Source organism: Dokdonia sp. MED134, assembly GCF_000152925.2.
Taxonomy (GTDB): domain Bacteria; phylum Bacteroidota; class Bacteroidia; order Flavobacteriales; family Flavobacteriaceae; genus Dokdonia.
The window spans coordinates 89,221-112,475 of record NZ_CP009301.1 but is presented as its reverse complement, the minus strand read 5'-3'; the positions used below and the strand labels follow the sequence as shown (position 1 = coordinate 112,475).

The 23,255-nt window shown below is 34.2% G+C and carries 22 protein-coding genes; 21 read left to right on the top strand and 1 reads right to left on the bottom strand.

Annotation, left to right across the window (positions count from 1 at the left end; all coding sequences use genetic code 11):
* Window position 1: 1 nt before the first annotated feature.
* The 18 genes from MED134_RS00500 to MED134_RS00415 all read left to right on the top strand — a co-directional run bounded on the left by MED134_RS00500 (window position 2) and on the right by MED134_RS00415 (window position 19,334).
* Entirely contained in the window at window positions 2-3,070 is a 3,069-nt protein-coding gene (locus tag MED134_RS00500) for a type I restriction endonuclease subunit R (RefSeq protein ID WP_021779355.1), read from the top strand.
* 28 nt (window positions 3,071-3,098) lie between these two features.
* Window positions 3,099-3,458, top strand: coding sequence for a hypothetical protein (locus MED134_RS00495; RefSeq protein ID WP_038596699.1), 360 nt, complete (start codon window positions 3,099-3,101; stop codon window positions 3,456-3,458).
* Window positions 3,459-4,131: 673 nt separating this feature from the next.
* On the top strand, window positions 4,132-5,376 hold the full coding sequence (locus MED134_RS00490; RefSeq protein WP_021779357.1) for a tyrosine-type recombinase/integrase: 1,245 nt from the start codon (window positions 4,132-4,134) through the stop codon (window positions 5,374-5,376).
* 68 nt (window positions 5,377-5,444) lie between these two features.
* Window positions 5,445-6,695, top strand: a complete 1,251-nt coding sequence (locus MED134_RS00485; RefSeq protein WP_021779358.1) for a hypothetical protein — start codon at window positions 5,445-5,447, stop codon at window positions 6,693-6,695.
* A gap of 133 nt (window positions 6,696-6,828) precedes the next feature.
* Window positions 6,829-7,101, top strand: a complete 273-nt coding sequence (locus MED134_RS15455) for a helix-turn-helix domain-containing protein (protein WP_021779359.1) — start codon at window positions 6,829-6,831, stop codon at window positions 7,099-7,101.
* 91 nt (window positions 7,102-7,192) lie between these two features.
* Complete coding sequence (locus MED134_RS00475) at window positions 7,193-8,362, top strand: VapE domain-containing protein (protein WP_021779360.1); 1,170 nt, start codon at window positions 7,193-7,195, stop codon at window positions 8,360-8,362.
* A gap of 3 nt (window positions 8,363-8,365) precedes the next feature.
* On the top strand, window positions 8,366-9,241 hold the full coding sequence (locus tag MED134_RS00470; RefSeq protein WP_021779361.1) for a toprim domain-containing protein: 876 nt from the start codon (window positions 8,366-8,368) through the stop codon (window positions 9,239-9,241).
* Window positions 9,242-9,327: 86 nt separating this feature from the next.
* Window positions 9,328-9,621 (top strand): plasmid mobilization protein, encoded by a 294-nt coding sequence (locus tag MED134_RS00465; RefSeq protein WP_038596684.1) that lies wholly within the window; start codon window positions 9,328-9,330, stop codon window positions 9,619-9,621.
* Window positions 9,621-10,400: a relaxase/mobilization nuclease domain-containing protein gene (locus tag MED134_RS00460; protein WP_021779363.1), complete on the top strand. Its 780-nt coding sequence runs from the start codon at window positions 9,621-9,623 to the stop codon at window positions 10,398-10,400. Before MED134_RS00465 ends, MED134_RS00460 begins: the two co-directional genes overlap by 1 nt.
* Window positions 10,363-10,878 carry a hypothetical protein gene (locus MED134_RS00455; protein ID WP_021779364.1) on the top strand — a complete coding sequence of 172 codons (516 nt, stop codon included), beginning with the start codon at window positions 10,363-10,365 and terminating at the stop codon, window positions 10,876-10,878. The genes MED134_RS00460 and MED134_RS00455 overlap by 38 nt, the downstream gene beginning before the upstream one ends.
* Entirely contained in the window at window positions 10,871-11,458 is a 588-nt protein-coding gene (locus MED134_RS00450; protein ID WP_021779365.1) for a ParA family protein, read from the top strand. The genes MED134_RS00455 and MED134_RS00450 overlap by 8 nt, the downstream gene beginning before the upstream one ends.
* A gap of 1 nt (window position 11,459) precedes the next feature.
* Window positions 11,460-11,696, top strand: a complete 237-nt coding sequence (locus MED134_RS00445; protein ID WP_021779366.1) for a hypothetical protein — start codon at window positions 11,460-11,462, stop codon at window positions 11,694-11,696.
* A 240-nt stretch (window positions 11,697-11,936) separates the two neighbouring features.
* Window positions 11,937-13,130 (top strand): hypothetical protein, encoded by a 1,194-nt coding sequence (locus MED134_RS00440; protein WP_021779367.1) that lies wholly within the window; start codon window positions 11,937-11,939, stop codon window positions 13,128-13,130.
* Between the two features lie 273 nt (window positions 13,131-13,403).
* The gene (locus MED134_RS00435) at window positions 13,404-14,240 is read left to right on the top strand and encodes a hypothetical protein (protein WP_021779368.1); all 837 of its coding nucleotides are present in this window, start codon (window positions 13,404-13,406) and stop codon (window positions 14,238-14,240) included.
* 552 nt (window positions 14,241-14,792) lie between these two features.
* Window positions 14,793-15,260: a hypothetical protein gene (locus tag MED134_RS00430; protein ID WP_021779369.1), complete on the top strand. Its 468-nt coding sequence runs from the start codon at window positions 14,793-14,795 to the stop codon at window positions 15,258-15,260.
* Window positions 15,261-15,981: 721 nt separating this feature from the next.
* The gene (locus MED134_RS14620) at window positions 15,982-16,938 is read left to right on the top strand and encodes a hypothetical protein (protein WP_148305621.1); all 957 of its coding nucleotides are present in this window, start codon (window positions 15,982-15,984) and stop codon (window positions 16,936-16,938) included.
* A 403-nt stretch (window positions 16,939-17,341) separates the two neighbouring features.
* Complete coding sequence (locus MED134_RS00420; RefSeq protein WP_021779371.1) at window positions 17,342-18,277, top strand: hypothetical protein; 936 nt, start codon at window positions 17,342-17,344, stop codon at window positions 18,275-18,277.
* 442 nt (window positions 18,278-18,719) lie between these two features.
* Complete coding sequence (locus MED134_RS00415; RefSeq protein ID WP_021779373.1) at window positions 18,720-19,334, top strand: hypothetical protein; 615 nt, start codon at window positions 18,720-18,722, stop codon at window positions 19,332-19,334.
* Between the two features lie 232 nt (window positions 19,335-19,566).
* On the opposite strand, the gene MED134_RS00410 is transcribed toward MED134_RS00415, so the two are convergent.
* On the bottom strand, window positions 19,567-20,301 hold the full coding sequence (locus MED134_RS00410) for an SOS response-associated peptidase (RefSeq protein WP_021779374.1): 735 nt from the start codon (window positions 20,299-20,301) through the stop codon (window positions 19,567-19,569).
* Window positions 20,302-20,375: 74 nt separating this feature from the next.
* On the opposite strand from MED134_RS00410, the gene MED134_RS00405 reads away from it, so the two are divergent.
* The 3 genes from MED134_RS00405 (at window position 20,376) to MED134_RS00395 (ending at window position 23,250) form a co-directional block, all read left to right on the top strand.
* Entirely contained in the window at window positions 20,376-20,660 is a 285-nt protein-coding gene (locus MED134_RS00405) for a hypothetical protein (protein ID WP_021779375.1), read from the top strand.
* 300 nt (window positions 20,661-20,960) lie between these two features.
* The gene (locus MED134_RS00400; protein ID WP_158407693.1) at window positions 20,961-21,824 is read left to right on the top strand and encodes a helix-turn-helix transcriptional regulator; all 864 of its coding nucleotides are present in this window, start codon (window positions 20,961-20,963) and stop codon (window positions 21,822-21,824) included.
* 61 nt (window positions 21,825-21,885) lie between these two features.
* Window positions 21,886-23,250 carry a DUF2130 domain-containing protein gene (locus MED134_RS00395; protein WP_021779377.1) on the top strand — a complete coding sequence of 455 codons (1,365 nt, stop codon included), beginning with the start codon at window positions 21,886-21,888 and terminating at the stop codon, window positions 23,248-23,250.
* Window positions 23,251-23,255 lie beyond the last annotated feature (5 nt).

The window sequence follows — 23,255 nt, the reverse complement described above, 5'->3', positions numbered from 1 at the left end:
AATGAATGACAACACCAACGAACAAGCTTTAGAAGCTGCTATACAATTAGCTCTGTCAGGAACTACAATTGAGACTTTAAATGGCGTGCAAGAATCAAATTCGCAATACCTGAAGCAAGGAGATTATTACATAGGCCACCGTAAAGATTATGATGCTACTTATGCCATTGATAAAACTCGTTTTTGGGATTTTCTTGAGAAAACACAAGAAGAAGAACTCAATAAATTAAAGCGCAGTAATGACTGGCAATTAAAAATACTGCAACGCTTAGATCGCATTATTAAAAAGCACGGGATTATTCACGTGCTTAAAAAAGGGTTACCTATAGATGATGCTTTTTTGAAATTCTTTTATCCACTACCCTTAGGTAGCAGTAGTGAGCGTGTTCAAAAGCAGTTTGAAAGCAATCAGTTTAGTGTAATGCGTCAAGTGCCCTACTCTGCCAGTAATCCTCGTGAGGATATTGATATGGTACTTTTTATAAATGGCCTACCTATCATTACTATTGAGCTCAAAAATCAATGGACAGGTCAGTCTGCCAAACTTCACGGGCAAAACCAATACAAAAAGCAACGAGATACCAAAGAGACCCTTCTTCATTTTGGACGCTGTATGGTACATATGGCAGTAGATACAGATGAAGTTTATATGACGACCAAACTTGCTGGTGACAAGACATTCTTTTTACCTTTTAATCTTGGTCACAATAATGGTAAAGGAAACCCGCCTAATCCTTTTGGACATAAAACTGCTTATTTATGGAACGAGGTTTTTAAACCTCAAAGTCTAGCTAATATTATTCAGCATTTCGTACGCTTAGATGGTAAAGCAAGTGATCCACTACCATCTAGAACACTTTTTTTTCCAAGATACCATCAAATGCGCGTGGTACGTAAAATTGTACAACACGTAAGTGATAATGGTACTGGACATCGTTACTTAATTCAGCACTCGGCAGGTTCTGGAAAGTCTAATAGTATTACGTGGGCAGCTTATCAATTAATAGAAGCGTATCCTCAGAATAAGGCCGCAGCTGGTCCAAAATCGATGGATACACCTATTTTTGACTCTGTTATCGTGGTTACTGACAGGCGTTTGCTAGACAAGCAAATACGAGAAAACATAAGAGGTTTCTCAGAAGTAAAAAATATTGTGGCTCCAGCACATTCAAGTAGACAACTACGAGAGAATCTTGAGGAAGGAAAAAAGATTATCATAACGACGATTCAAAAGTTTCCTTTCATCGTCGACGGTATTGCAGATTTAAGTGATAAACGATTTGCCGTAATTATAGATGAAGCACATAGCTCACAATCAGGTACTGCCGCCGATAATCTAAATAGAGCTATCGGGCAATCAAAAAATGAAGATGAAGACTCATCAGATATTCAAGATAAAATCTTGCAAATAATGACTTCGCGCAAGATGCAATCTAATGCCTCTTATCTCGCCTTTACAGCTACTCCAAAAAATAGCACTTTAGAAAAGTTTGGAACTCCAATAGAAGATGGAAAGTTTGCTCCTTTTGATTTATACTCAATGAAACAAGCTATTGAAGAGGGGTTTATACACGACGTAGTTGCAAATTACACAACCTATCAAAGTTATTATAGACTGTCAAAATCTGCCGAAGAAAACCCTTCGTTTGATACGAAGAAAGCCCAAAAGAAACTAAAAGCATTTGTAGAAAAAGATCAACGCACAATAGACAGTAAAGCTGAAGTAATGCTTGACCATTTTATGAGTCAGATTTACAGAAAGAAAAAGCTCAAGGGCAAAGCGAAAGCAATGATAGTCACACAGAGTATTGAATCTGCAGTACGTTATCATAGAGCTATACAACGTATTCTTGAAGAAAGAGGTACACCTTTTCAAGCCATATGTGCTTTTTCTGGTGAAAAAGAGATAGATGGTATCCTATTAACTGAAGAAATTGTAAATATTTTACCTTCAAATCTTGATACTGCAAAACCTAATGACCCCGGCTACATTCAAGATAAAATAGCGCGCTATTTTGATATGGACGAGTTTAGAATTCTTGTAGTCGCAAATAAGTATTTAACTGGTTTTGATCAGCCTAAATTATGCGCAATGTATGTAGACAAGAAACTTCAAGGAGTTCTTGCAGTTCAAGCATTGTCACGCCTCAATAGGTCTGCACCTAAATTGGGTAAAAAAACGGAAGATATTTTTGTGTTAGACTTCTTTAATGATAAAGAAGATTTAAAAAATGCTTTTGATCCTTACTATACAATTACCACACTTAGCAGCGCTACAGATGTCAATGTGTTGCACGACGCTAAAGAATTACTTGATAGTGAAGGTGTTTATGAATGGAGTGAAGTTGTTAGATTTAACGAATTATTTTTTGCTAATGCAGACACAGAATCATTAGGAGCTGCTTTAAGTAAGCCTCAAAATAGATTTGACGTAGAGTTAGAATATGAGGACAAGCAAAAAGCAGATTATAAAATTAAAGCAAGGCAGTTTGTAAAGATTTATGCCCAAGTAGCCGCACTATTGGAGTTCAATAATCCAGAGTGGGAAATGCTGTATTGGTTTTTAAAGTTTTTAATTCCTAAAATGGTTGTACGTGATCCAAATATCGATGATTTAGACCGCTTATTAGACGCTGTAGACTTAGATACCTATGGATTGGAACAAAGGGATAAAATTGGAGCTAAAATCAAGCTTGACTCAGATGAGACAGAATTAGACCCTGCTAATCCAGGCGTGAGAGGTGCCCACGGAGAAAATGAAGAAGATGAGCTTGAAGCTATTATTAAAAGTTTTAATGAACGATACTTTCACGGTTGGGACGCTACACCAGAAGATCAAAGAATAAAGCTCTTAACTATGAAAAAATTTATAGAGGCACATCCAGATTTTACGACTAAAGTTATGGCAAACCCTGATGCGCAAAACAGTGACATAGCATTACGTAAAATAATACAAGATGTTATGTCAAGACAGCGAAGAAATGAGCTAGAATTGTATAAGCTTCATACTCAAGATTCCGCATTTCAACAAGCCTTCTTCGATACTTTAAAAAGAATGATTCAACCTTAATTAGATAGTCATTATTACACACTCCCCAATTACCATAGAAGACCTAATAGGCACATACACCATCACAGGAAGCAACCAAAGCCCAGATGCCGCAGGTTATAAGGGCGAACTCACGCTAGCGCTAGATGAGCATAAGAGAATCGTTGCTACTTGGCTAATAAGTGGTGATCAGCGCCAACAAGGAACTGGTTTCTTTAAGAATAATATTCTGGTGATTAATTTTAATTATGAGGGCGATAACGGGACCATCTACAAAGGTGTCGTGGTCTATCAATGTATCACCAAAGATCTACTAGAAGGCTTCTGGTCAGAAAAACACGGTAATCCGCTATACCTAGGTGAAGAACGCTGCTATAGAAAAGGAACGCCTAAGGAGGTGCTTAATTGAGGGGGCTTTTAGTAGACGGTAGTTGGTAGGCGGTAGACGGTAGTCTTTAGCTGTTGGCTATTAGTAGTTTGTAGTCGGTAGATGGTGGTTCTTAGTATTTGGCTTTAAGCTCTAAGCCGTAAGCTTTAAGCCGTGAGCTGTTTTTATAGTCGTTATTCTACATTCGAGATTCTATAATCGATATTCGATATTCATTCCTCACTGTTTTATTTAGAAAAATCACAATGGGATTACCTGCGGTGATCCCAGTTGGGGTATCCTTTGCAAGCATAAAACCATAACGAGCTGTGCTCGTTGGTTTTTTGTTTTATCCCTTCGCCTTCCAAACTAGCTTGGGCTTGGAAGATAATTTTTGTTATTGGGGATTACCTAAAGGTGATCCCCATTGGGGTATCCTTTGCAAGCATAAAACCATAACGAGCTGTGCTCGTTGGTTTTTTGTTTTATCCCCCTACTTACAAGCAAGCTTGACGTATGAGTATAAAACAAAAAACCTGTAACATACGTTACAGGTTTCTTTTGCGGAGAAAGAGGGATTCGAACCTTATTAGTGCTAGACTATATCAAATGACTAATAATACTTGATTATAAGGGTTTAAGATTAATATTTTTATCTTATTTTCGTAACTATATGCAATAATATATAGTTTTAATAGCACCTAAAATAGAACTTGTGAAATCTTCTTTCAAACTAAAAGAGCCTAAATCAAATCAGGCTACCCTCATATATTTTCAGAGTTACTTCAAAGAAGAAGGTAAATCATTTATATATTCTACCGGTCAGAGAATACATCCAGCAGATTGGGATTTGAAACATAAAAGGCCTAAAAAAAATCCAAATAAAATTGAGTCAGGCATTGCATTTAGAAATCTAAAAAAAACACTCGAAGATCACGTTAATTTACTCGATCGTTTATCTGTACAATATGAAATGATTGACGAAAAGCTCACTATTGATATTGCAAGACAGGCCTTTGACAAAGAATTTAAAAAGTCAAGCTCAAAAACAAATGGATTTTTTAAAGTATATGATATCTTTTTGGAGCAAAAAATCAATGACCCTACAGACAAAGGGAACTCACCCTCAACGATTAAAAGATATCAATACAACAAAAAACTACTTCAAGAATTTGAGTCTTATTTAGGTAAACCCATTCGGTTTTCTGCTCTTAATCAAACGGTTTACCAAACCTTTCTTAGATTTTGTATTGAAGTTAAAAAGCATTCTGCAAACACCTTAAGCCGGAATGTTGGACTACTAAAAACATTTTTATTTTGGGCTGAAAAAAACAAGTACACTTATAACGATGAGTTTAAAAACTTTGAAAACGTAAAAAGGTTTCCAACTGAGGAAATCGCTTTTAATCTAAATCAAGTCAAAGATATTTACTCAGTAGACCTGAGCTCAAATACTCGCCTGGAAAAAGTAAGAGATCTCTTTATCTTAGGTTGTACTACAGGGTTTCGCTACGGAAACTATTCAAAACTTAAAAAGTCGGATGTATATGGCGACTTTATATGTGTCACTGATGTAAAAGATCCTACAAAAAGTTTAAAGGTTCCATTAAATGAAATCTCTAAATCAATATTGGAAAAGTATGATTTTAACCTGCCGTCAATCTCTAATCAAAAATTTAACAAATACGTGAAAGAACTTTTTGAATTACTGGGATTTGTTGAAAATGCTCGAAAATCAATGAAATATGGGAAAGATGTTCATACCTCAGTAGTTCCCCTTTATACAAGGGTTAATAGTCACACTGCTAGAAGAACTTTCATTACCATAATGAAAAATAAGGGAGTGCCTGATAAAATTATTATGGGATATACTGGACACAAGAGTATTCAAAATTTTAACCTGTATTACAAACCTTCACAAGGAGATAGCTTAAAATTTATGAACGACGTGTTTGGATAAAATTTCTTTGAAAATTGATTTTCTTATTACCTACCTACCTGAAAAATACTCATTAAAATATTTTAAAAATGACTTACTTCATACTAGATCAATTATTTGGACTTACACTCACTATCGTTATAAGTTTATTCTTTACAAAATTAACACTCGTTTGGTTTGAACAAAGAAGGGTTAAAGATAAAATGCTACTCAAATATCAAATTATAATTTTCGCAGGATGCTTGACAGCATCATACGTGCTAAAAAATGATATTATAGAATCAGCAAGCAATTCTATTTGGAACTTTGACATTCCAAAAATTACGATATACCTCCTATTTACAGCTATTCTCATTACCCTTACAAGAAAAAACTTTGAAAAGGGAGGTCAAAAGATGTTTGCTACGCCTAACAGCTCCCCTATTTATTTTTTTAAGATCCAAAATATAATTATTGCTCATTTTTTCAAATCAGAGAACGGCCATACACAATCAAACCAAGAGCAATTCAAGGAACATTCTTCTCATACTTATGGAAGCACAAAGGTTAAGCTAGATAATTTTAAAAATGAGCCACAGTTAAAACTATTAACTACATTAAAAAATAAGCCAAGTCAATCAGAAAAAACAAAGGGGAAGCTAGAAAATATTACGAATAATGATAACAATCAGCCCCCTACTCTCACTGTAGAGGTTACTTCTTGTTCAAAAAGTGAACTTGAAGAGAAACAAGAAAATATTAAGGATGAGATTTTATTAGGGAAATCAAGCTCTGAAGCCGATACTCTTAAAGGTCAAGAATCTTTAGGTACACCCCTAAAGAATGAAAGTGAAAGAAATGAAAACCTAAACCTGGTTACTGATTCTACTATTACCCCAGTTAAGAAAGAAGAAAACTCACAAGACCAAACTCAAATAGACTGTGAACATTACAAACCTGCAATAGAAGCTTTCAAACATAATAAAAGAGAAATAGCAAAGAAACTTATAGAATATCTAATAAGTAAAAAAAATATAAACGAAGAAGGGGTTTTTGAAGGGTTCAATCCCCAGAATAAAAAAGAAATTGCTAGAGAATTATCATTTTTAATTCTCATCCTTAGAAATGAAGGATTTCTGTTAGGGTTTACACAGGTAGAACTTAGAGAGAAATTTGAGTGTTTCGGAGTGGATTTGAAACGAACATTATTTAGCAATGTAAATTCTCAATTAAATGAAGAAAAATTTACTAAAAAATATGAAGTTTCATTTGAAAACGTTTGTCAATTTTTACTCCAATTTGACGGTATTGAAAAAAAGGATTTGAAAATCTATAATAAAATGCGTAAAGCTACTAACTAACTCAATAAATCCCATTTTATATTACGAGTAAATTTTATAGTTAAACCCAAAAAGTGCGGAAAGTGCGGACTCCGCGGACAAACCGCTGTATACCAACAAATAAGCACGATATTGCACCTATAAAATTTACAAAATGAACAATCCATTCGACATTATTCAATCTCAAATTAATGAACTAAAATCTCTTTTACATCATCATATAAGAGATAAAGATCAGCAAAGACGTACCAGTCATTACAGTCCGGCTGAAATTGCCAAATTTTACAATAAAACACCACAGACAATAAGGTCCTACTGTAGTCGTGGTATTTTAAAATCTGTACGCATAGGGCGTAGTTACCAAATAAAACATACTACTATCTTCGATGAGAATGATAACCTCATTCCACTCAATCGGCTAAAATAAAAAAAGCACTACCGTGCCTGGTAGTGCCTTATATTTTCAATTTTATTCCAATAATAAAACCTGTGTAAATATACGGGTTAAACCTTTATTTATGAAAAAAAAATCCATCTATCATTTAGACAAACCTCTGGTAAAGACAGTTTTTGATCAAATCTTTGAATACTTACATAAAAAGTACCACATACGATATAATACTATGTCACATACTTGTGACATTAAACCAATCCATTCAAAAAAATGGGAAGTTGTTAATACGGCTTCTCTTTATATAGAATTAAGCCAGAATAATATTAAAACCTCTTTAAAAAATGTAGAAATGTATTTGAAATCACATCTTGTGGAAAAATTTGATCCTATAGAAAATTACTTCTCTCATCTACCTGATTGGGACGGTACTGACTATATAAGTGAATATGTATCCTATATTGATTTTAAAGAGCTAGATCTTGCCATATACCATTTCAAGAAATGGATGGTTAGAGCTGTAAAATGCGCTCTTATTGATGGGTATGCAAATAAGCAATGTTTTGTTCTTTATCAAAAAGCTCAGAATAAAGGTAAAACTACCTGGATAAGAAATTTATGCCCGGAAGAGCTTAGTGATTATATAGCAGAAGATATTGGATTTGATAAAGATTCCAGAGTTTCATTAACTCGTAATATGCTTGTGAACTTAGATGAGTTAGGATTAGCAAGCAAATCTGCAATTAACAACTATAAATCTTTCTTATCTAAGACCCAAATTAATGAGAGGCTACCCTATGATAGGCTTTATTCTATTATTGCAAGACGAGCTTCTTTATTAGCATCTACAAATGATAATGACTTCCTTAATGACCCTACTGGATCGGTAAGGTGGCTTTGCTTTGAAATTATAGGGGAAATAGATTTTAGCTACAAAGATAATGTAGATATTAATATGCTATGGGCTCAAGCTTATCATCTCGCTTTTAAAGATGATGAATTCTACGCCGAAATGACTCCTGAAGACATAAAGTTAAATGAGATTAGAAATAAGAAATACTTTAACCAAAGCAGTGAGTTTGAATTGATAGATAAATATTTTACCAAGACAAACTCTATAGAAGATTTTAAAACAGCTACAGATGTCATTAACCTATTAAGCTTCACCGACGCAAAACTGAACCATATTAGCGCCGGTAAAGCCCTAAGTGCGTTAGGTTATGAAAAAGTGAAGCACTCCAAACTACAAGCATATGGGTACTTAGCGTCTTTTAAGTCTAATCAAAAACTGCAATAGAAAATGGCTGACTTAAAAATAATTAAAGATATCTCCATCATACACCTATTGGCATTGAAAGGCTATCAACCTAAGTCTATTAAAAATAGTAATTACTGGTATTTAAGCCCATTTAGACACGAGCTACGACCTTCCTTTAAAGTTTGTTTACGTTTAAACAGGTGGTATGACCACGGAGAAGGGGTTGGCGGCTCAATCATTGATCTAATAATGAGACTGCATAAAATAAACTTTCACGATGCCATTATAGCGCTATCTAAGGACGAGTTTAAAACTTATAATGTTTCTCAAAAGAAGAAGTCTACTCAGTCTTCAAAGATTACCGTTACTAAGATTTTACCTCCGCAACATCAGGCTTTGTTAAACTATGCAAAGCGAAGATGTATCTCGTCAAATTTGATATCAAAAGAGTTAAAGGAAGTTCATTACCAAGTAGCTGGTCGCAGCTACTTTGGTCTTGGGTTTCAAAATATCTTATCTAATTGGGAAATTAGAAATCAAGGCTTTAAGGGTTGTATCGGTAAAAAAGCGATTTCAGTTATTAGGAACGATATGAAAAACCTTAAAATCTTCGAAGGCTTTTTTGATTATTTAGCATTTCTTGAATTAAGCAGCGGCCCAATTAACTCAGACATTCTTGTTCTTAACTCTATCTCTCTCGTTAATCAAAGCTTTAAATTTTTAAATAAATACGATAAAATTCACCTATATCTAGACAATGATGAGAGTGGAAAAAAAACGTCAAAATCACTTATAAATTCTTGTAAAAATGTTTGTGATAAAAGTCACCTTTATAGTCAATACATAGATATAAATGAGTTTTTAATAAATGGGAAAAATGACGAGCATAAAATTTTTAGATCTGAGTATTTCAAGTAGTGCGCACGTTGGTACTTCTTGCTACGCCGAAGTCCCAAGTACGCAATACTTGGTTTGCTCCTAAGGTCGCAAACAGGTTTCAAATTATGAGAAAATATTATATAACATTTAAAGTAACAAAGCTTGAAAAAAAGCTATTACAACAAGCTGCAAAAGAGGCAGGACTCGATCTCAGTAAATATTTACGCCAGGTAGGTTTAAATAAAAAAATACGGGCTCGCCTATCTAACGAAGAACTAGATCTATTTAAAGAGCTAGTAAAAATTCATAACGGATGGAAGTCGATAGGCAACTTATTTAAAAACAAAGATCCTAGACTTAAAAATGAAGTTCACAAACTAGCCGATGAATTAAGATTAAATCTAAAAAAATTTCAATAATGGTAGGACTGGGACAATCTATAAGTCATTTACAAGCGAGTTTAGAATATGGAAATGATAGTGATAAATCTGCTGTACTTGTTTTAAAGAGAAATATTATGGCAACAGACATAAGAGATATTACAAAAGAGTTCAAATTACTGCACGAACTCAACGCAAATTGTACTCGCAATATGCTCTCGTTTGTTTTAAGTCCAACCATAAAAGACGGTCAAAGAGTCGTGCTTAAAGACTGGAATAAGATAGTTTCAGAATTCATAAAGGAGATGGGGCTAAATGAACATCAAAGTGTTGCTTACTTACATCAAGATAAACCTCATAAACATATACACCTGTACACCTCTAGAATTGGATTTGATGGAAGAGCTGTTTCCGACAGCTATATAGGTGGAAAATCTATGAAAGCTGCCGAAAGGGTAGCAAAAAGATTAGGTTTAGAAACAACAACAGAGGTAAGAGAACAAAAGCAATCTAAAACTAAAGAAGTTAGGACGGAGATATTCCAATTGCACAAAAAGGTAATTAGTGAAATGGTTCCAGAAGATCTATCTAGCTATATCTCATATATGAAAGCGCAAGGCGTATATGTTATCAAAAGCATTGACAAATTTGGGAATTATAGAGGTTGTAGAATTCATTATAAAGAATACAATTTTAAAGCTAGTGAGGTACATAGACAACTATCAAAAAACAATTTGGAAAAAGCTTTCGCGAAAGCGCAACAATTAAAATCAAAAAACAATGACACAATTAGAAAGACTGGCGGCATTACTCGTTGAAGAATTAGACAGCTTTAGTAATGACATCAATAAACTACAGGCAACAAGAAACTACATTAACAATGACTTACAAGTCCTAGAAGCTGAAAATTATCGTTTACAGGAATTGAAAGAACAAATAAAAGCAATACATATATCTCCAGATCTAACAGAGCTAAAAAGGTTTGAGCAATATACGGAGCAAGTATCTCAGAAGTTTTCAAAAGAAATAATGAGTACCACAAAAACACAACTTGAAGTATTTCAACGTACCGGTAAGAAAAAATACCTTTTTTACAGAACGCTTATAGTGCTACTACTAATAAGCCTGATTACTGGAACGGGATTTGGACTTTTTAAATATTCTGAAATCAGTAAAAAATATACTGCAGAATCACAGCAATTTAGCACATTTAAGACTAATCTAGGTGAATTTTTCCAAAGCGATAAAAAAGCCTATAAATCATTTATAAACTGGAAAAAAGAGAAGTTTGAGTAAAATAATCACCATCACCCATCAAAAAGGCGGCGTAGGGAAAAGCACTCTAGTGGCAAACATTGCTCTCAATTTAGCAAAAAGCGCCACAGTTGCTATTGTGGATCTTGATCACCAGGGCAGCTTAGTGAGCCTTCAGTCTCAATTTGAAAATATAGATATATACCCACCAAGTACGTCTGTAGTAGAAATTAGGCAATTAAGATATACGTTTATAGTTATAGATACGCCTCCCTATCTATTCAACAACCTAGAAAATTTAGCACAAATAAGCGATCTCATTATAATACCTACTAAAGCCAGTTTACTTGATGTTATAGCGATCAATAAAACATTAGACCTGGTTCTGGCAGTAATTGACAAAGACAAACTTCTCATCGTTATGAATATGATTAAAGCAAATACAACATTGACCAATGATGTATATCGAGAAATCAAAAAATATGGAGTCGAAATAGCTAAAACTCGGATTAGTGATTTAGTTGATTATACAAGATCCATAATGAATAAGGGTTGTACCACAACAAAAGCACAAATACAAATGAATGCTCTCACTAAAGAAACATTAATAAAACTTTTATGATATGGAAGAACTAGACCTAACATCACTTATAGACCAAGCCAAAAAAGCTACTCAAACCCCAATACAAAGAGTACGACCCGTAAAAAAGGTAAAACCGGCAGAAAAAGAAATACAGATTGCGTTCTACCTACCTAAATCCCTCTACAAGAAGGTAAAGCAACGAGCACTACAAGAAGAGGTAAGTATAAAAAGTATACTCAATTTATCAATCGAAAAATATATCAATGACATTTCATAACTTGCATATGAAATGAATACTCATATAAAACTAGAATTATAGAAAAATAGAAATCTAACATATTTATATAAAGCGTTTAGCTTGGTCAGACCTAGAAATCGGCATAATTTTGTAAGTCACTGTATCATAGTTAAATCGTCCGCTTGGCGCGGGTCGATTTTTCATACAGTGACGGGTGTTTGCCGATACCTTAGGACTTATGATATCGGTCTCGCGCTTTTTCATTTCAAATCTTCAACAATGAAAACTGGAAAAAACAATTGGGAAAGGTTAACACCCATTGAAAAAAACAAAAGAAATCCATTTTTGTACCGACGAGAAGTTCAAAATTTTATCTCAAATAAGTTTGACGGTAAATATGAGCTGGATCCCGCTCCTAGACGCTCTATCTTTTTCAAAAAGAATAATCAGAATCGTAATATTGAATACTATCATTTAAGATGTACAGAGCACGGCAGTACTTTCATTCTACCAGCACAAACTTTCAAATCATCAAAAAAATTTCTAAAAAAATGTAAAGGTTGCATACAAAATCATAACGCCAGCATTGTAACTATATTATCATATGATCAACACGATCAAAAGCTGAGAAATAGTCACTCGAAGTTTATACGAGATTGGCATTATATTCTAGAAATTCCTGGCTTCAGTAAAAAGAAACCTAAATCCTTAAAGTTAAAATGTTTATATCACGGTATCACATTTTATCAAGAGCAGGGACTGCTTGGTCAAAATCACGGTTGTAAAAAGTGTGCTTCATTAGCTTCTAGCTATGGATATACAGAAGACGAACTAAAAGAAATTGTTTATAACCAGCTAGAGAATATTGAAACTGGTCTCTCTGAAATATATACCTACAGGTCTTTTAAAAAAGATAAGTACAACCACTACTCCATAATCTTCCAATGTAAGGGAAATGGTCATAAACACCCTTTTCCTTTTAAATTCCACAAGCATAAAATACACTGTAAAATGTGTCCCAAATGCTACCCTAAGAACAGCGTTTCGTTAGGTGAACAGATTATTTCTGAGATTTTAACAAGAGAACAATTAAGCTTTAATAAAAACAAAACATTTCACGACTTGAAATTCAAGAATAAGTTACAAGTAGACTTTTATGTAAAATCACTAAACTTAATCATAGAATTTGATGGACAACAGCATTTTGGAAAATTTGGTTTTGATAAAAATCCAGAGGTACAAAAAGCAAGACTTAAAAGAGACCTTATTAAAAACGAATATTGCAAGCAAAACAACATCAATCTCTTAAGGATACCATTCACAAAATTAAAGGCAGTAAATCCATTAGAAAATACGCTTTTAGACGCCATCAATTTTATAAATAAAGGTGGTAGTATTCATATTAGCATTGATAAAGAAGTTCTTAAAATGTACACAAATTACTATGAGAAGATGACCGCTAACGGACACTAGAGGATGTCAAAAATAAAATTAGAAGCTCTGGTTTGGAGATACTAGTTTTCTGCCAGTAGGGTTATGCCCACATAAAAAATACGAGACCCTCCTAACTTAAATTAATAATCACGCTTTCGTGAGAACTTAAACAATTGCAAATAAGTGTATATTTAGACTATCAATTAAAAAACAAGAAGACAGGCACTACCGCAATCCCGATAGCTACCTGGAGCCGCACTCGCTTTATGTAGTGGCCTGTTGTAAAACATTTAAAAAAAATCACGAACTGAATTGGGAACTTGGGGAACAGCAATAAAAAGCAACGATACTTCAGCAGATACTTATGCTGATTTTTTTGATTTATACAATGATGGAAAAGAACCTAACAAAATCAAAAACAAACTGATTTCTGAAAACCCAAACGGAACAAATGATTTTTGGTTTGCCTTGGCTTTGGCTCTCTGGGAAACGAAAAGTTTATCGAATGACATTTTAGAAAAAATTCGTGGAATAATAGAAAGTGAATCTGATTTAAAATTGTGGAAAGAACTTGATGCAAGCGAATCGGACATTAAAAAAAGAAAAATTGTCCTTGATAAGTTTTTAGCAAAATTAGAATCAGAAAAAGTAAAACCAAAAGCACGCAAACGAATTGTCAAAAAAGAGCCGATTTTTAAAAAAGGAACATGTTTAACATTCAGATTAGAAAACGGAAATTATGGTGGTGGAATAGTTTTAGAATCTGACTTGGAAACAGGTTTTGGATATAATTTAATTGTTACTACACGAATAAACCAAGCTGAAAAGCCAACAATCTTGGACTTTAAAAAGTGTAATGTTTTAGTTGCAAGTTTTGGACATTGGAAAAATGAACCGAAAGTAACATGGTATTTACCAAATCGATTTAAAAAAGAATTTTCAGAATTGTTGGAGAACATTGGCGAAATTCCAGTCGAATTGAAATACACACCTAATGGAAGTGAAATACACGCTAGTTTTTCGGCAGGTTGGCAAAATATTATCGAACCGATGGACAAACAATTAGAACACGAAAAGATAAACGGAATGACAAAATCCTTTTCGGTTAATAAATTGATAAAGAGAAAAAAGTGGTGGCAATTTGGATAAAAAACGTTTTACAACATCGTATAATCGGAATTACTAAAGCCTTTGCTAAACCGAAAATTAACGCATATTAACCCGTAACTGACGGTTATACGAGACCGTGGCGGCTGATTGCCCAAGGGCTCGCAATTCACGATAAAGTAAGCTTCACAAAAGGCAGCTGTATACTTGGCTATTACCGCAATCGTATGGCTACGCTTCAAAATAGGCTTAAGAGCGATTGGAAGAGCAATAATCAAGGATCTGGCACAGATAGATTATAATGCCAATCTCCTAGGATTTTAAAGCTCCCACCCTACTCAATCAGCCGCCGCAGGCCACTACTCAAAAATGCCTAGGGCAAACATCTTAAGTATAGAAAGCTCACACGTAGTTGCAACCAGCCACAACTATTACATAACGCGAATACGACATTTTTGAAAGCTCTATGCGCGGCGACAGATTCACAAATAAGTGTATATTTAAACAATCAATTAAAAAACAAATAAATACAGGCTATCCAGCAAAATGCCGCACTCGCTTTATGTAGTGGCCTGTTGTAGCCAATTAAACTGAATGCGAAAAACAGTCGAATTTATAGAAGATAGAATTAAGTGGAGAGCTTCTCAACATAATCTGCCGAATAAAACTGTATTTTTATTTGAGAACTTGACTGACGAAGTCAAAATGAAATACTTAAATCATTTTGACGAAAAAGATAGCGGAAAAATAATCTTACTATTTACGGATTCGACGAATAATTGGACAGCATTGGGAACAAAAAGAATTATTGGGTATGATGGAACAAAACTCAACTCTGTAAAATTAGATGCAATTGAAGATGTGGACTCTAAAAATCGGAAAGAATATTTCGAAAAAGCAGAAGCTGGTGAAACTAAACTCAAAAAAATTAAAAAACGCAACGAACGCGAATTGTTAATTACTGAATTTGACGGAAAAGAAACGATTTTTATTACGAAAAAAGGAAGTGACTTATTCTCTCTCTGGAATATTATGATTATGATAACGAGATTAAATAAATAAACTGGCCACAACAACATATATGTGATCATAGCAGCTAAGTAATGAATCGAATGGTTGTTGTATTTTTGGTAAAGCGCAATGCTTGCAGAAAGTAAAAGTTAGCAACCAATACGCAGAAAAATCAAAAAACAAGGTAACAATTTGCTCTGCTACGACACATATATTAAACGTGGCGGCTGATTGCCCAAGGGCTCGCAGTTCACGATAAAATAAGCTTCACAAAAGGCAGTTGCATACTTGGTGATTACCGCAATCGTATGGCTACGCTTCAAAATCGGTTTAAGAGCGATTGTAAGCGCTATAATCAAGAACCTAGCACAGATAGATCATAGAGCAAATCTGCTAAGATTTTAAAGCTCCCTCCCTACTCAACGAGCCGCCACCTTGTGCCTTCCTCTCGGTCGTTCCTCTCTCGTCGGAGGCAGGACTCAAAAATGCCTAAGGCATACATCTTAAGTAGAGAAAGCTCACACGTAGTTGCAAGTGTGCAATCCTCTCGGTCGTTCCTCTCTCGTCGGATGCAAGAACTATTACATAACGCGAATTTATGCCTTCCTCTCACTACGCTCGTCGGAGGCAGGTTTGAAAGCTCTATGCGCGGCGCACAAATCCAAAATTCATTGTATATTTAGTCCAAACAAATCAAGACCACAAAGTAAAGCAAACCAGCAAAATGCCGCACTCGCTTTATGTAGTGGCCTGTTATGTGCAAGCTGAAAAAATGAACATCGAAGAAAAATTAGAATATATAAAAAGTACAGTTTTTCACGAACTAGGTCACTTAACTGGATATTGTTTAGCGAGTAAATTTGAGGAAACGAATTTAGGTAATGTAAAATCATTTGAAGTAGGCTTTCCAAAAAATATAGTTGTTCCAGAAAAATCATTTTACCATATTGAACTTGATTTATTAAAAGAACAAAACAGAATAAAAAAAGAAACTGAAAATATTCCTCGAACGGTTGCTTGGTTTATCGAAGTAATTTGTGGTTGTACTTTTCAAGCAATAGTTGAAGAAAAACATTTTAAAAGTTGTTTTGGTTTTGGAGATAGTTTCGATGGACATATAGACTTTAGCAATTTGGCAGTGGTTAGAAATGTTTCCAGTTTCAATTGGAATTTTGACGAACTTCAAGAGCTTCAGAATGAATTCTTAAAAGCTTTAATTGACAATAATTTTGTTCAAAATTTAGAGCCAATAGTTCAAGAACTTCTAGATAGAATAAGAGTTGCACCTTTACTTCAATTAGAATTGAATCCATCCGATATTGAAAGTTTAGCAAATCAGATTAATGAAAATATTCCACAAAAATTATTGACTAACTATAAGGAAATAGTCGATAAATACACGTTCATATTTTCTAGAAAAGCGGACTTTATCGCTGAATTGAAATATAGAACATCGGAAGAAGGAGGAAGAACCACAAATGCAAATTCTGGATATAGACCAGCTATAAAATTTGATTTTTCAGAAAACCAAACATCAGGAAGTCAAAGGTTTATAAGACGTAATTTTGCAATACCTGGAGAAACTGTTGTTGCCGAAATCAGAGTAGCATCGACTGAATTTTTGAAAAACAAACTTGAAAAAGGGACAGCATTCGACTTTAGAGAGGGTTCTCGAATTATAGGTTTTGGAAAAATAATTGAAGTTGTTAACAAAGATTTGGAACTGTAAAAGCCAGCACATAACTACGTGTATAATTCATTGCTAGTGCTCGCCTACTTGGAAATTCCTTCGGAATTTTCTCGCGTTCGTTTTTGTTTACTAAATTAGTTGCTGAAACACGCAACTAACCATACACAAACACGTTGGCGGCTGAATGCCCAAGGGCTCGCAGTTCACGATAAAATAAGCTTCACAAAAGGCAGTTGCATACTTGGTAATTACCGCAATCGTATGGCTACGCTTCAAAATCGGTTTAAGAACGATTGTAAGAGCAATAATCAAGGATCTAGCACAGATAGATCATAGAGCTAATCTGCTAAGATTTTAAAGCTCCCACCCTACTCAATCAGCCTCCACTTTGTGCCTTCATCTTCTTCGTTCCTCACTCGTCAGTGGCAGGTTTGAAAGCTCTATGCGCGACGACAGATTCACAAATAAGTGTATATTTAAAAAATTAATTAAAAAACAAAAAACAGGCACTCCAGCAAAGCTTGTACTGAGCTTGTCGAAGTATGCCACACTCACTTTATGTAGTGGCCTGTTACAAGCAAGCCAAGAAAAACATTCGTACTTAATGACCGAATTTACTAAATTATACCAAAAGCTGTCAAATAGTGAACTTTTAAAAATTGTTGCGGAATCGGAAAAATATAATCCAATTGCAGTCGAGACAGCCAAAACGGAAATAGAAAGCCGACAACTTACCGAGCACGATTTAAATCAAGCTAAATCCAATATAGCCGAAAAAGAGAATGCTAAAAAGCGTGAAATTGAGAAAAGAAAAGAGCGTGAGAAAAGAATAAAAAAGAGTACTTCCACTCTATTTGAGACTATAAACCCAATTCAAAACGGAATTCAAACACCTGAAAAAATTATAAGATTGACAATTCTAATTTTTGGTTGTTTAGCAGTCTATCGACTTTACCAACAATTCGGAATGTTTCAAATTATATTTCACGAAGGGATTTCAGATTGGGATTTGAGTATGGTAGAATACTTTTTCCCGATAATTATACTTCCGATAGCAGTAATTCTATTTTGGAAAAGCAATAAAGTTGGGTGGATTTTACTCTCAATATTTTTGACCTATTCTGCATTTAATGCAATTATATTGCTCTTTATGAATTTAAGAAGACAACCTTTTGACATTCCAGCACTCGAAAATATTTTTCCAACAGTTTCGCCAGCTGTGTACATAATGACCTTATTATTTTATGGCGGATTTTTATTTCTAAACTGTAAAGATGGAGTTAGAGATATTTTTAAAATTTCTAAACAGACAATGTTTGTTACAATCGGATTAACATTAATCGTCAATTTGATTTTTATTTACTCAATATTTGGATAATGAATTTGATTTTGAACATATTTAAGTGGATTTTGATAATATTATTTTTCCCATTATCATTGATATTTGTTGCTTATTATAAACAGAAAAAAGCGAAGAAAGAATACTATAAAACTGGAAAAAAGACCAGCTTGTAACAAAGAACTGAGTTAAAAACAAGCCTACTTCTACAGAACTCAGCACTGGCTTTTAAGCTAATTTCAAATTATAAATCTTATCGCAATGTCTTCTTGATTTTAAGCTTTCGCGAAAGCGTAATCTTTCTCAAATACTTGTATATTTAGACTATCAATTAAAGAACAAGAAAACAGGCTAACCAACAAAATGCCGCACTCGCTTTATGTAGTGGCCTGTTAGCAGCAACTTAAAACGAACATTGGGAATATTTAGTTTCATAAAGAAAAAACGAGTAGAATCATCGCCTAAAAAGATAATTACGCGAATGATTGACTATATTCCTGAATTCTATAAAAAACATAGACAATTTCAAAACAGCATAAAATTTTACGAAAAAAACGAATTTGGACTTGCTTTGGAAAGTCTTGTTGAATTAGCAGACGAAACCAAACATTATTTTTCAGAAGAATTTTGGACTGAATTAGCTAAAGCAGCCAAAATAATGGAAATGGACAAAGTGAATTCTTATTGTAAAAAGCAGTCGAAAAAAACTTTAAAAGGTTTGGACTATAAATTACCTTTTGGTTGGACAACTTATAAAGTAAGTGAGAATAATTTTCAAGTACATATTTCAGAGAAACTAAATGGAGAATGGAAAACAGAAAGAAGAAAAAAAGACGGAATTGAAAAACTGCTCACAAAAAACGGAATTCATTTCTCGAATAAAGGAAGAAATGGATATATTTATTTTGTAGAAAATGGCAAACTGATAGAGTTCGAATGGGAATTAGAAATTGGAGGAATAAGATTATGGTTTGAAGCTGAAACTCATTGGTGCTTGCCTACCAAATCGGAATTAAAAAAAGAGGACAAATCAAGAATTAAGCAATTTATTATTGATTGGGCTGAACAGAATAAAGAACGAATTGAATTTGATTAAAAAGCAGCTGCTAACAAGAACTGAGTTAAAAAACAAGCCTACTTCGGCTGGGCTCAGTACAAGCTTTTAAGCCGAATTTTGATCTATAATTTTCATCGTAGGGTCTTCCTAATTTTATGATGGCAAAGGCTTGTTTTAAGAGCTTATTTGCACTGTGATGAGGGCTAGTTTTTTACGCTTCTATGTTACCCCAAAAATATTTCATACTAAATCCAAAACTTTAAGATATTAATTAAAACAAACTCCCTTGATTAAACTGAGGATCAAAGGCATCAACTCTTTTTTGGGTCTTGTCGCCTTGCATCGTTCTATTTTTATAAATTTCGTTGGTCACTGGGTGATATTGAAATGGAGTGTTTGTAAAGCCAGATGTTACAATCTCGTTTACCTGGTTTGTGTTGAGATCTGAAATCCAAACTTCCTGAAGGCTATCATCTAGCACAAGAGGCATTCTTTTTTTATTGTTATGCACGAGTTCAAAAGTTTTATTTGCCTCCACTGTAACGATTGTAGTGGTGTATAATTCGTGATCTAGCTTCGTGTAAAGACCAGCAAAGGCAAATAGTGCTCTGTTCTCTAAATAACAGAAGAAGGGTTGTGACTTTCCTTTGTAATGATGTGGTTCATAAAAACCATCGGCTAGTATGAGGCATCTTTGGCCTTCTGCACTAGATTTATAGGAGCGCTTTTCAAAGAACTCCTCCCCTCTCGCATTAAAAGTTTTGTACCTGTTTACATACTCACTGGGAGTTAGTGAGCTGTCTGCAGTATTTATAAAATCTGGAACCAAGCCCCATACAGCCGGATAAATCTTAGCAGGTGCATCTTGAGGTATAATATAGAGATTAGGCTTAGTAAAAGCATCATTATGCTTATAGGGTGTAAACTCTTCAGGTATATGAAACGATCTTCCAGTTTGTTTAGTAATCTCCTCTGCTTTTTTATCTAAGGCGGTTTTATAACACATAGTCCAAAATATTTATTTAAAGTTAAGACAATAAATCAATACCAAAATTAGGAATAATTCCTAATTTTGGTATTATGCCTTTACAACCCAAAATAACCATTATAAATCGTGACCCAGTAGCCTTAACCTTTATGCTGCGTGCTATGGGTAAGGAGGTGTTTCTAGAACGATTTAGACATTCTCTAGCTGAGTATCCTCGCTTTTCTGAGCTTTATCTTCTTATAGATCAAAATACCTGCTGGCTGATGTCTAGAGGACAATATAGAGATCGTATGCTTTTTGCCTTAAGACAGGAAGAGGTACCAATGTATGGCTGGCAAGTCACAGCAAAGCTAGAACGAAGGAGGAAGAATAAGTAGGTCCTCCATCATTCTACAATTCTAGAAAACTACATTACTAGAATTATATTTTTCTAGAATTTTACGGTTTTCCGTAATTTCCTACAGATTAGAATTGCTATTTTAGGATTCTGTAAAAGTTTATTTAATAATATAATCCACACCTCTTTAATGGCAATCACTAAAGGAGCTCAAGTAAGGTATTCTATTCTAGACAGGTGCTTTAGCAATCCAGGAATAAATTACACCAAAACAAAGCTTTTGGATACAATCAATTCCGAACTTGTAGAATTAGGATATGAGGGCATTGCTTTGAGGCAAATGCAATATGACATTGCATTTATGGAATCTAGTGAAGGCTTTAGTATTGAGTTAGCTCAAGACCTTAAAGATGGTAAGAAAAGAATATATCGCTATGCAGATCCAAAATTCTCATTGGCAGATCATCCTCTCAATCAGTCAGACCAAGAGCAACTCAAAACAACACTATCTATACTATCAAGATATAGATACCGAGAAGATTTTGAATGGTTAGATGAACTTCTTCCTCGTATAGAGGCAGCTTTTGAATTTGCACATAGTGATTACAGCTCGCTTATAAGCTATCAATCTAATAGAGACTATGTAGGACAGTCCTGGGTAGGGAAAATTTACAATTATCTTATTCAAAAAAAAGTACTTGAAATTACCTACAGGTCTTTTAATCAAGAGCAAGCAGAAAATCGAGTCATACATCCCTATCACTTAAAACAATTTAATAACCGTTGGTTTCTATTTGGACATCAAATTTCTGAGAATGGATATTCCGGGTTGACCACTTTAGCCTTGGATCGTATTATTGATATTCTACCAAATGACAACAAATTTATTGAGACACATATCGACTGGGGAGATTATTTTGATGAAATGATAGGAGTATCTAAAAGTGATGAAGAGCCAGTATTGATCACCTTACGCTTTCGCGAAAGTAGAATAAAATATATTGATACAAAGCCTATACACGGTGCTACCCAAAAGAAGGTTACTACAGACCCATCTGGGCTTACCCGAACTATTGAAGTAATTCCAAATCGGGAATTATATCAACTACTCTTATCATTTGGCGAAGATGTCACAGTAGTTTCTCCAGAATCTGTTAAACAGAAGATGAAGGAAAAAATCAAACAGATGAAAGAAAATTATTAGTATGCACAATGAGTGCATACTTTAAAATTACTTTTACAACGTAATCAAAAAAGAATAAGTTATGAGTGTTGAAAATACTAGTGTAAAATGTCCAAATTGTAAAGAGACTTTCAAAGTAGACGATAGTGTCTATACAGATATTGTGAAGCAAGTACGCGACCAACAGTTTAATGATGAGCTCAACCAGCGTCTTAGGCAAGCTGATAATGAAAAGAATGCAGCTATCGCTCTTACCAAGGCAGAAACAGAAAATTCATCTAAAGACCTTATTGCTAATCTTAATGAAAAGATTATAAAGCTTGAAGCAGAAAGTAAACAAGTACTCGCAAGTGAAATTTCTAAAAAAGACAATGAAATAGCTCAGAAAGAGGCACAACTTAAAACATTAGAGGACAAAGCAAAACTTGCTACAAACAAGGCTATATCTGAAATTGAGAAGGAGAGAGATGCTCTTAAAAGTGCTTTACAACTTCAAAAGGCAGAAGAAAAGCTTAATATAAGTAATGCCCTTAAAGAGGTTGAACAAGAAAGAGATAGATTACTAAATGACCTGTCTAATAAGGATATAGAAATACAACTGAAACAACGTACTCAAGAACAGCAACATTCTTTAGCACTACAAGCAAAGGAGCAAGCAATTCGTCTGCAAGAAGATGAGATTAAACGCCTGCAGGATTACAAACAGAAGCTATCAACAAAGATGTTAGGTGAAACCTTAGAACAACACTGTGAGACTTCGTTTAATCAAATACGTGCTACAGCTTTTCCAAATGCCTATTTTGAAAAGGATAACGATGCTAGTGGAGGTACAAAAGGTGACTTTATATATAGAGAACACGACGAAGAGGGCAATGAGATTATTTCAATAATGTTTGAAATGAAAAATGAAAATGATCAAACTGCTTCCAAGAAAAGAAATGAAGACTTCTTTGCAAAACTTGATAAAGACCGACGTGATAAAAATTGTGAATACGCCATCCTCGTTTCACTACTAGAGTCTGACAGCGAACTGTACAATAATGGGATTGTAGATGTCTCATACAGATATGAGAAAATGTATGTCATACGCCCTCAATTTTTCATTCCTATTATAACCGTCCTAAGAAATGCTGCGCTTAATACTTTAGAGTACAAATCTGAGGTGTCTCGTATGCGTAATCAAAATATTGACATAACAAATTTCGAAGACAAAATTGAAACCTTTAAAACTGGATTTGCACGTAATTATGAGTTGGCCAGCAAACAGTTTGGGACTGCAATTAAGGAAATTGACAAGAGTATTTTACACCTAAATAAGATTAAAGAGGCACTAACAAAATCAGAAAACAACCTGCGTCTCGCAAATAATAAGGCGGAAGACTTGAGCATTAAGAAATTAACTTATGGAAATCCTACTATGAAAGAAAAATTTGATAATCTCAATTAAGACTA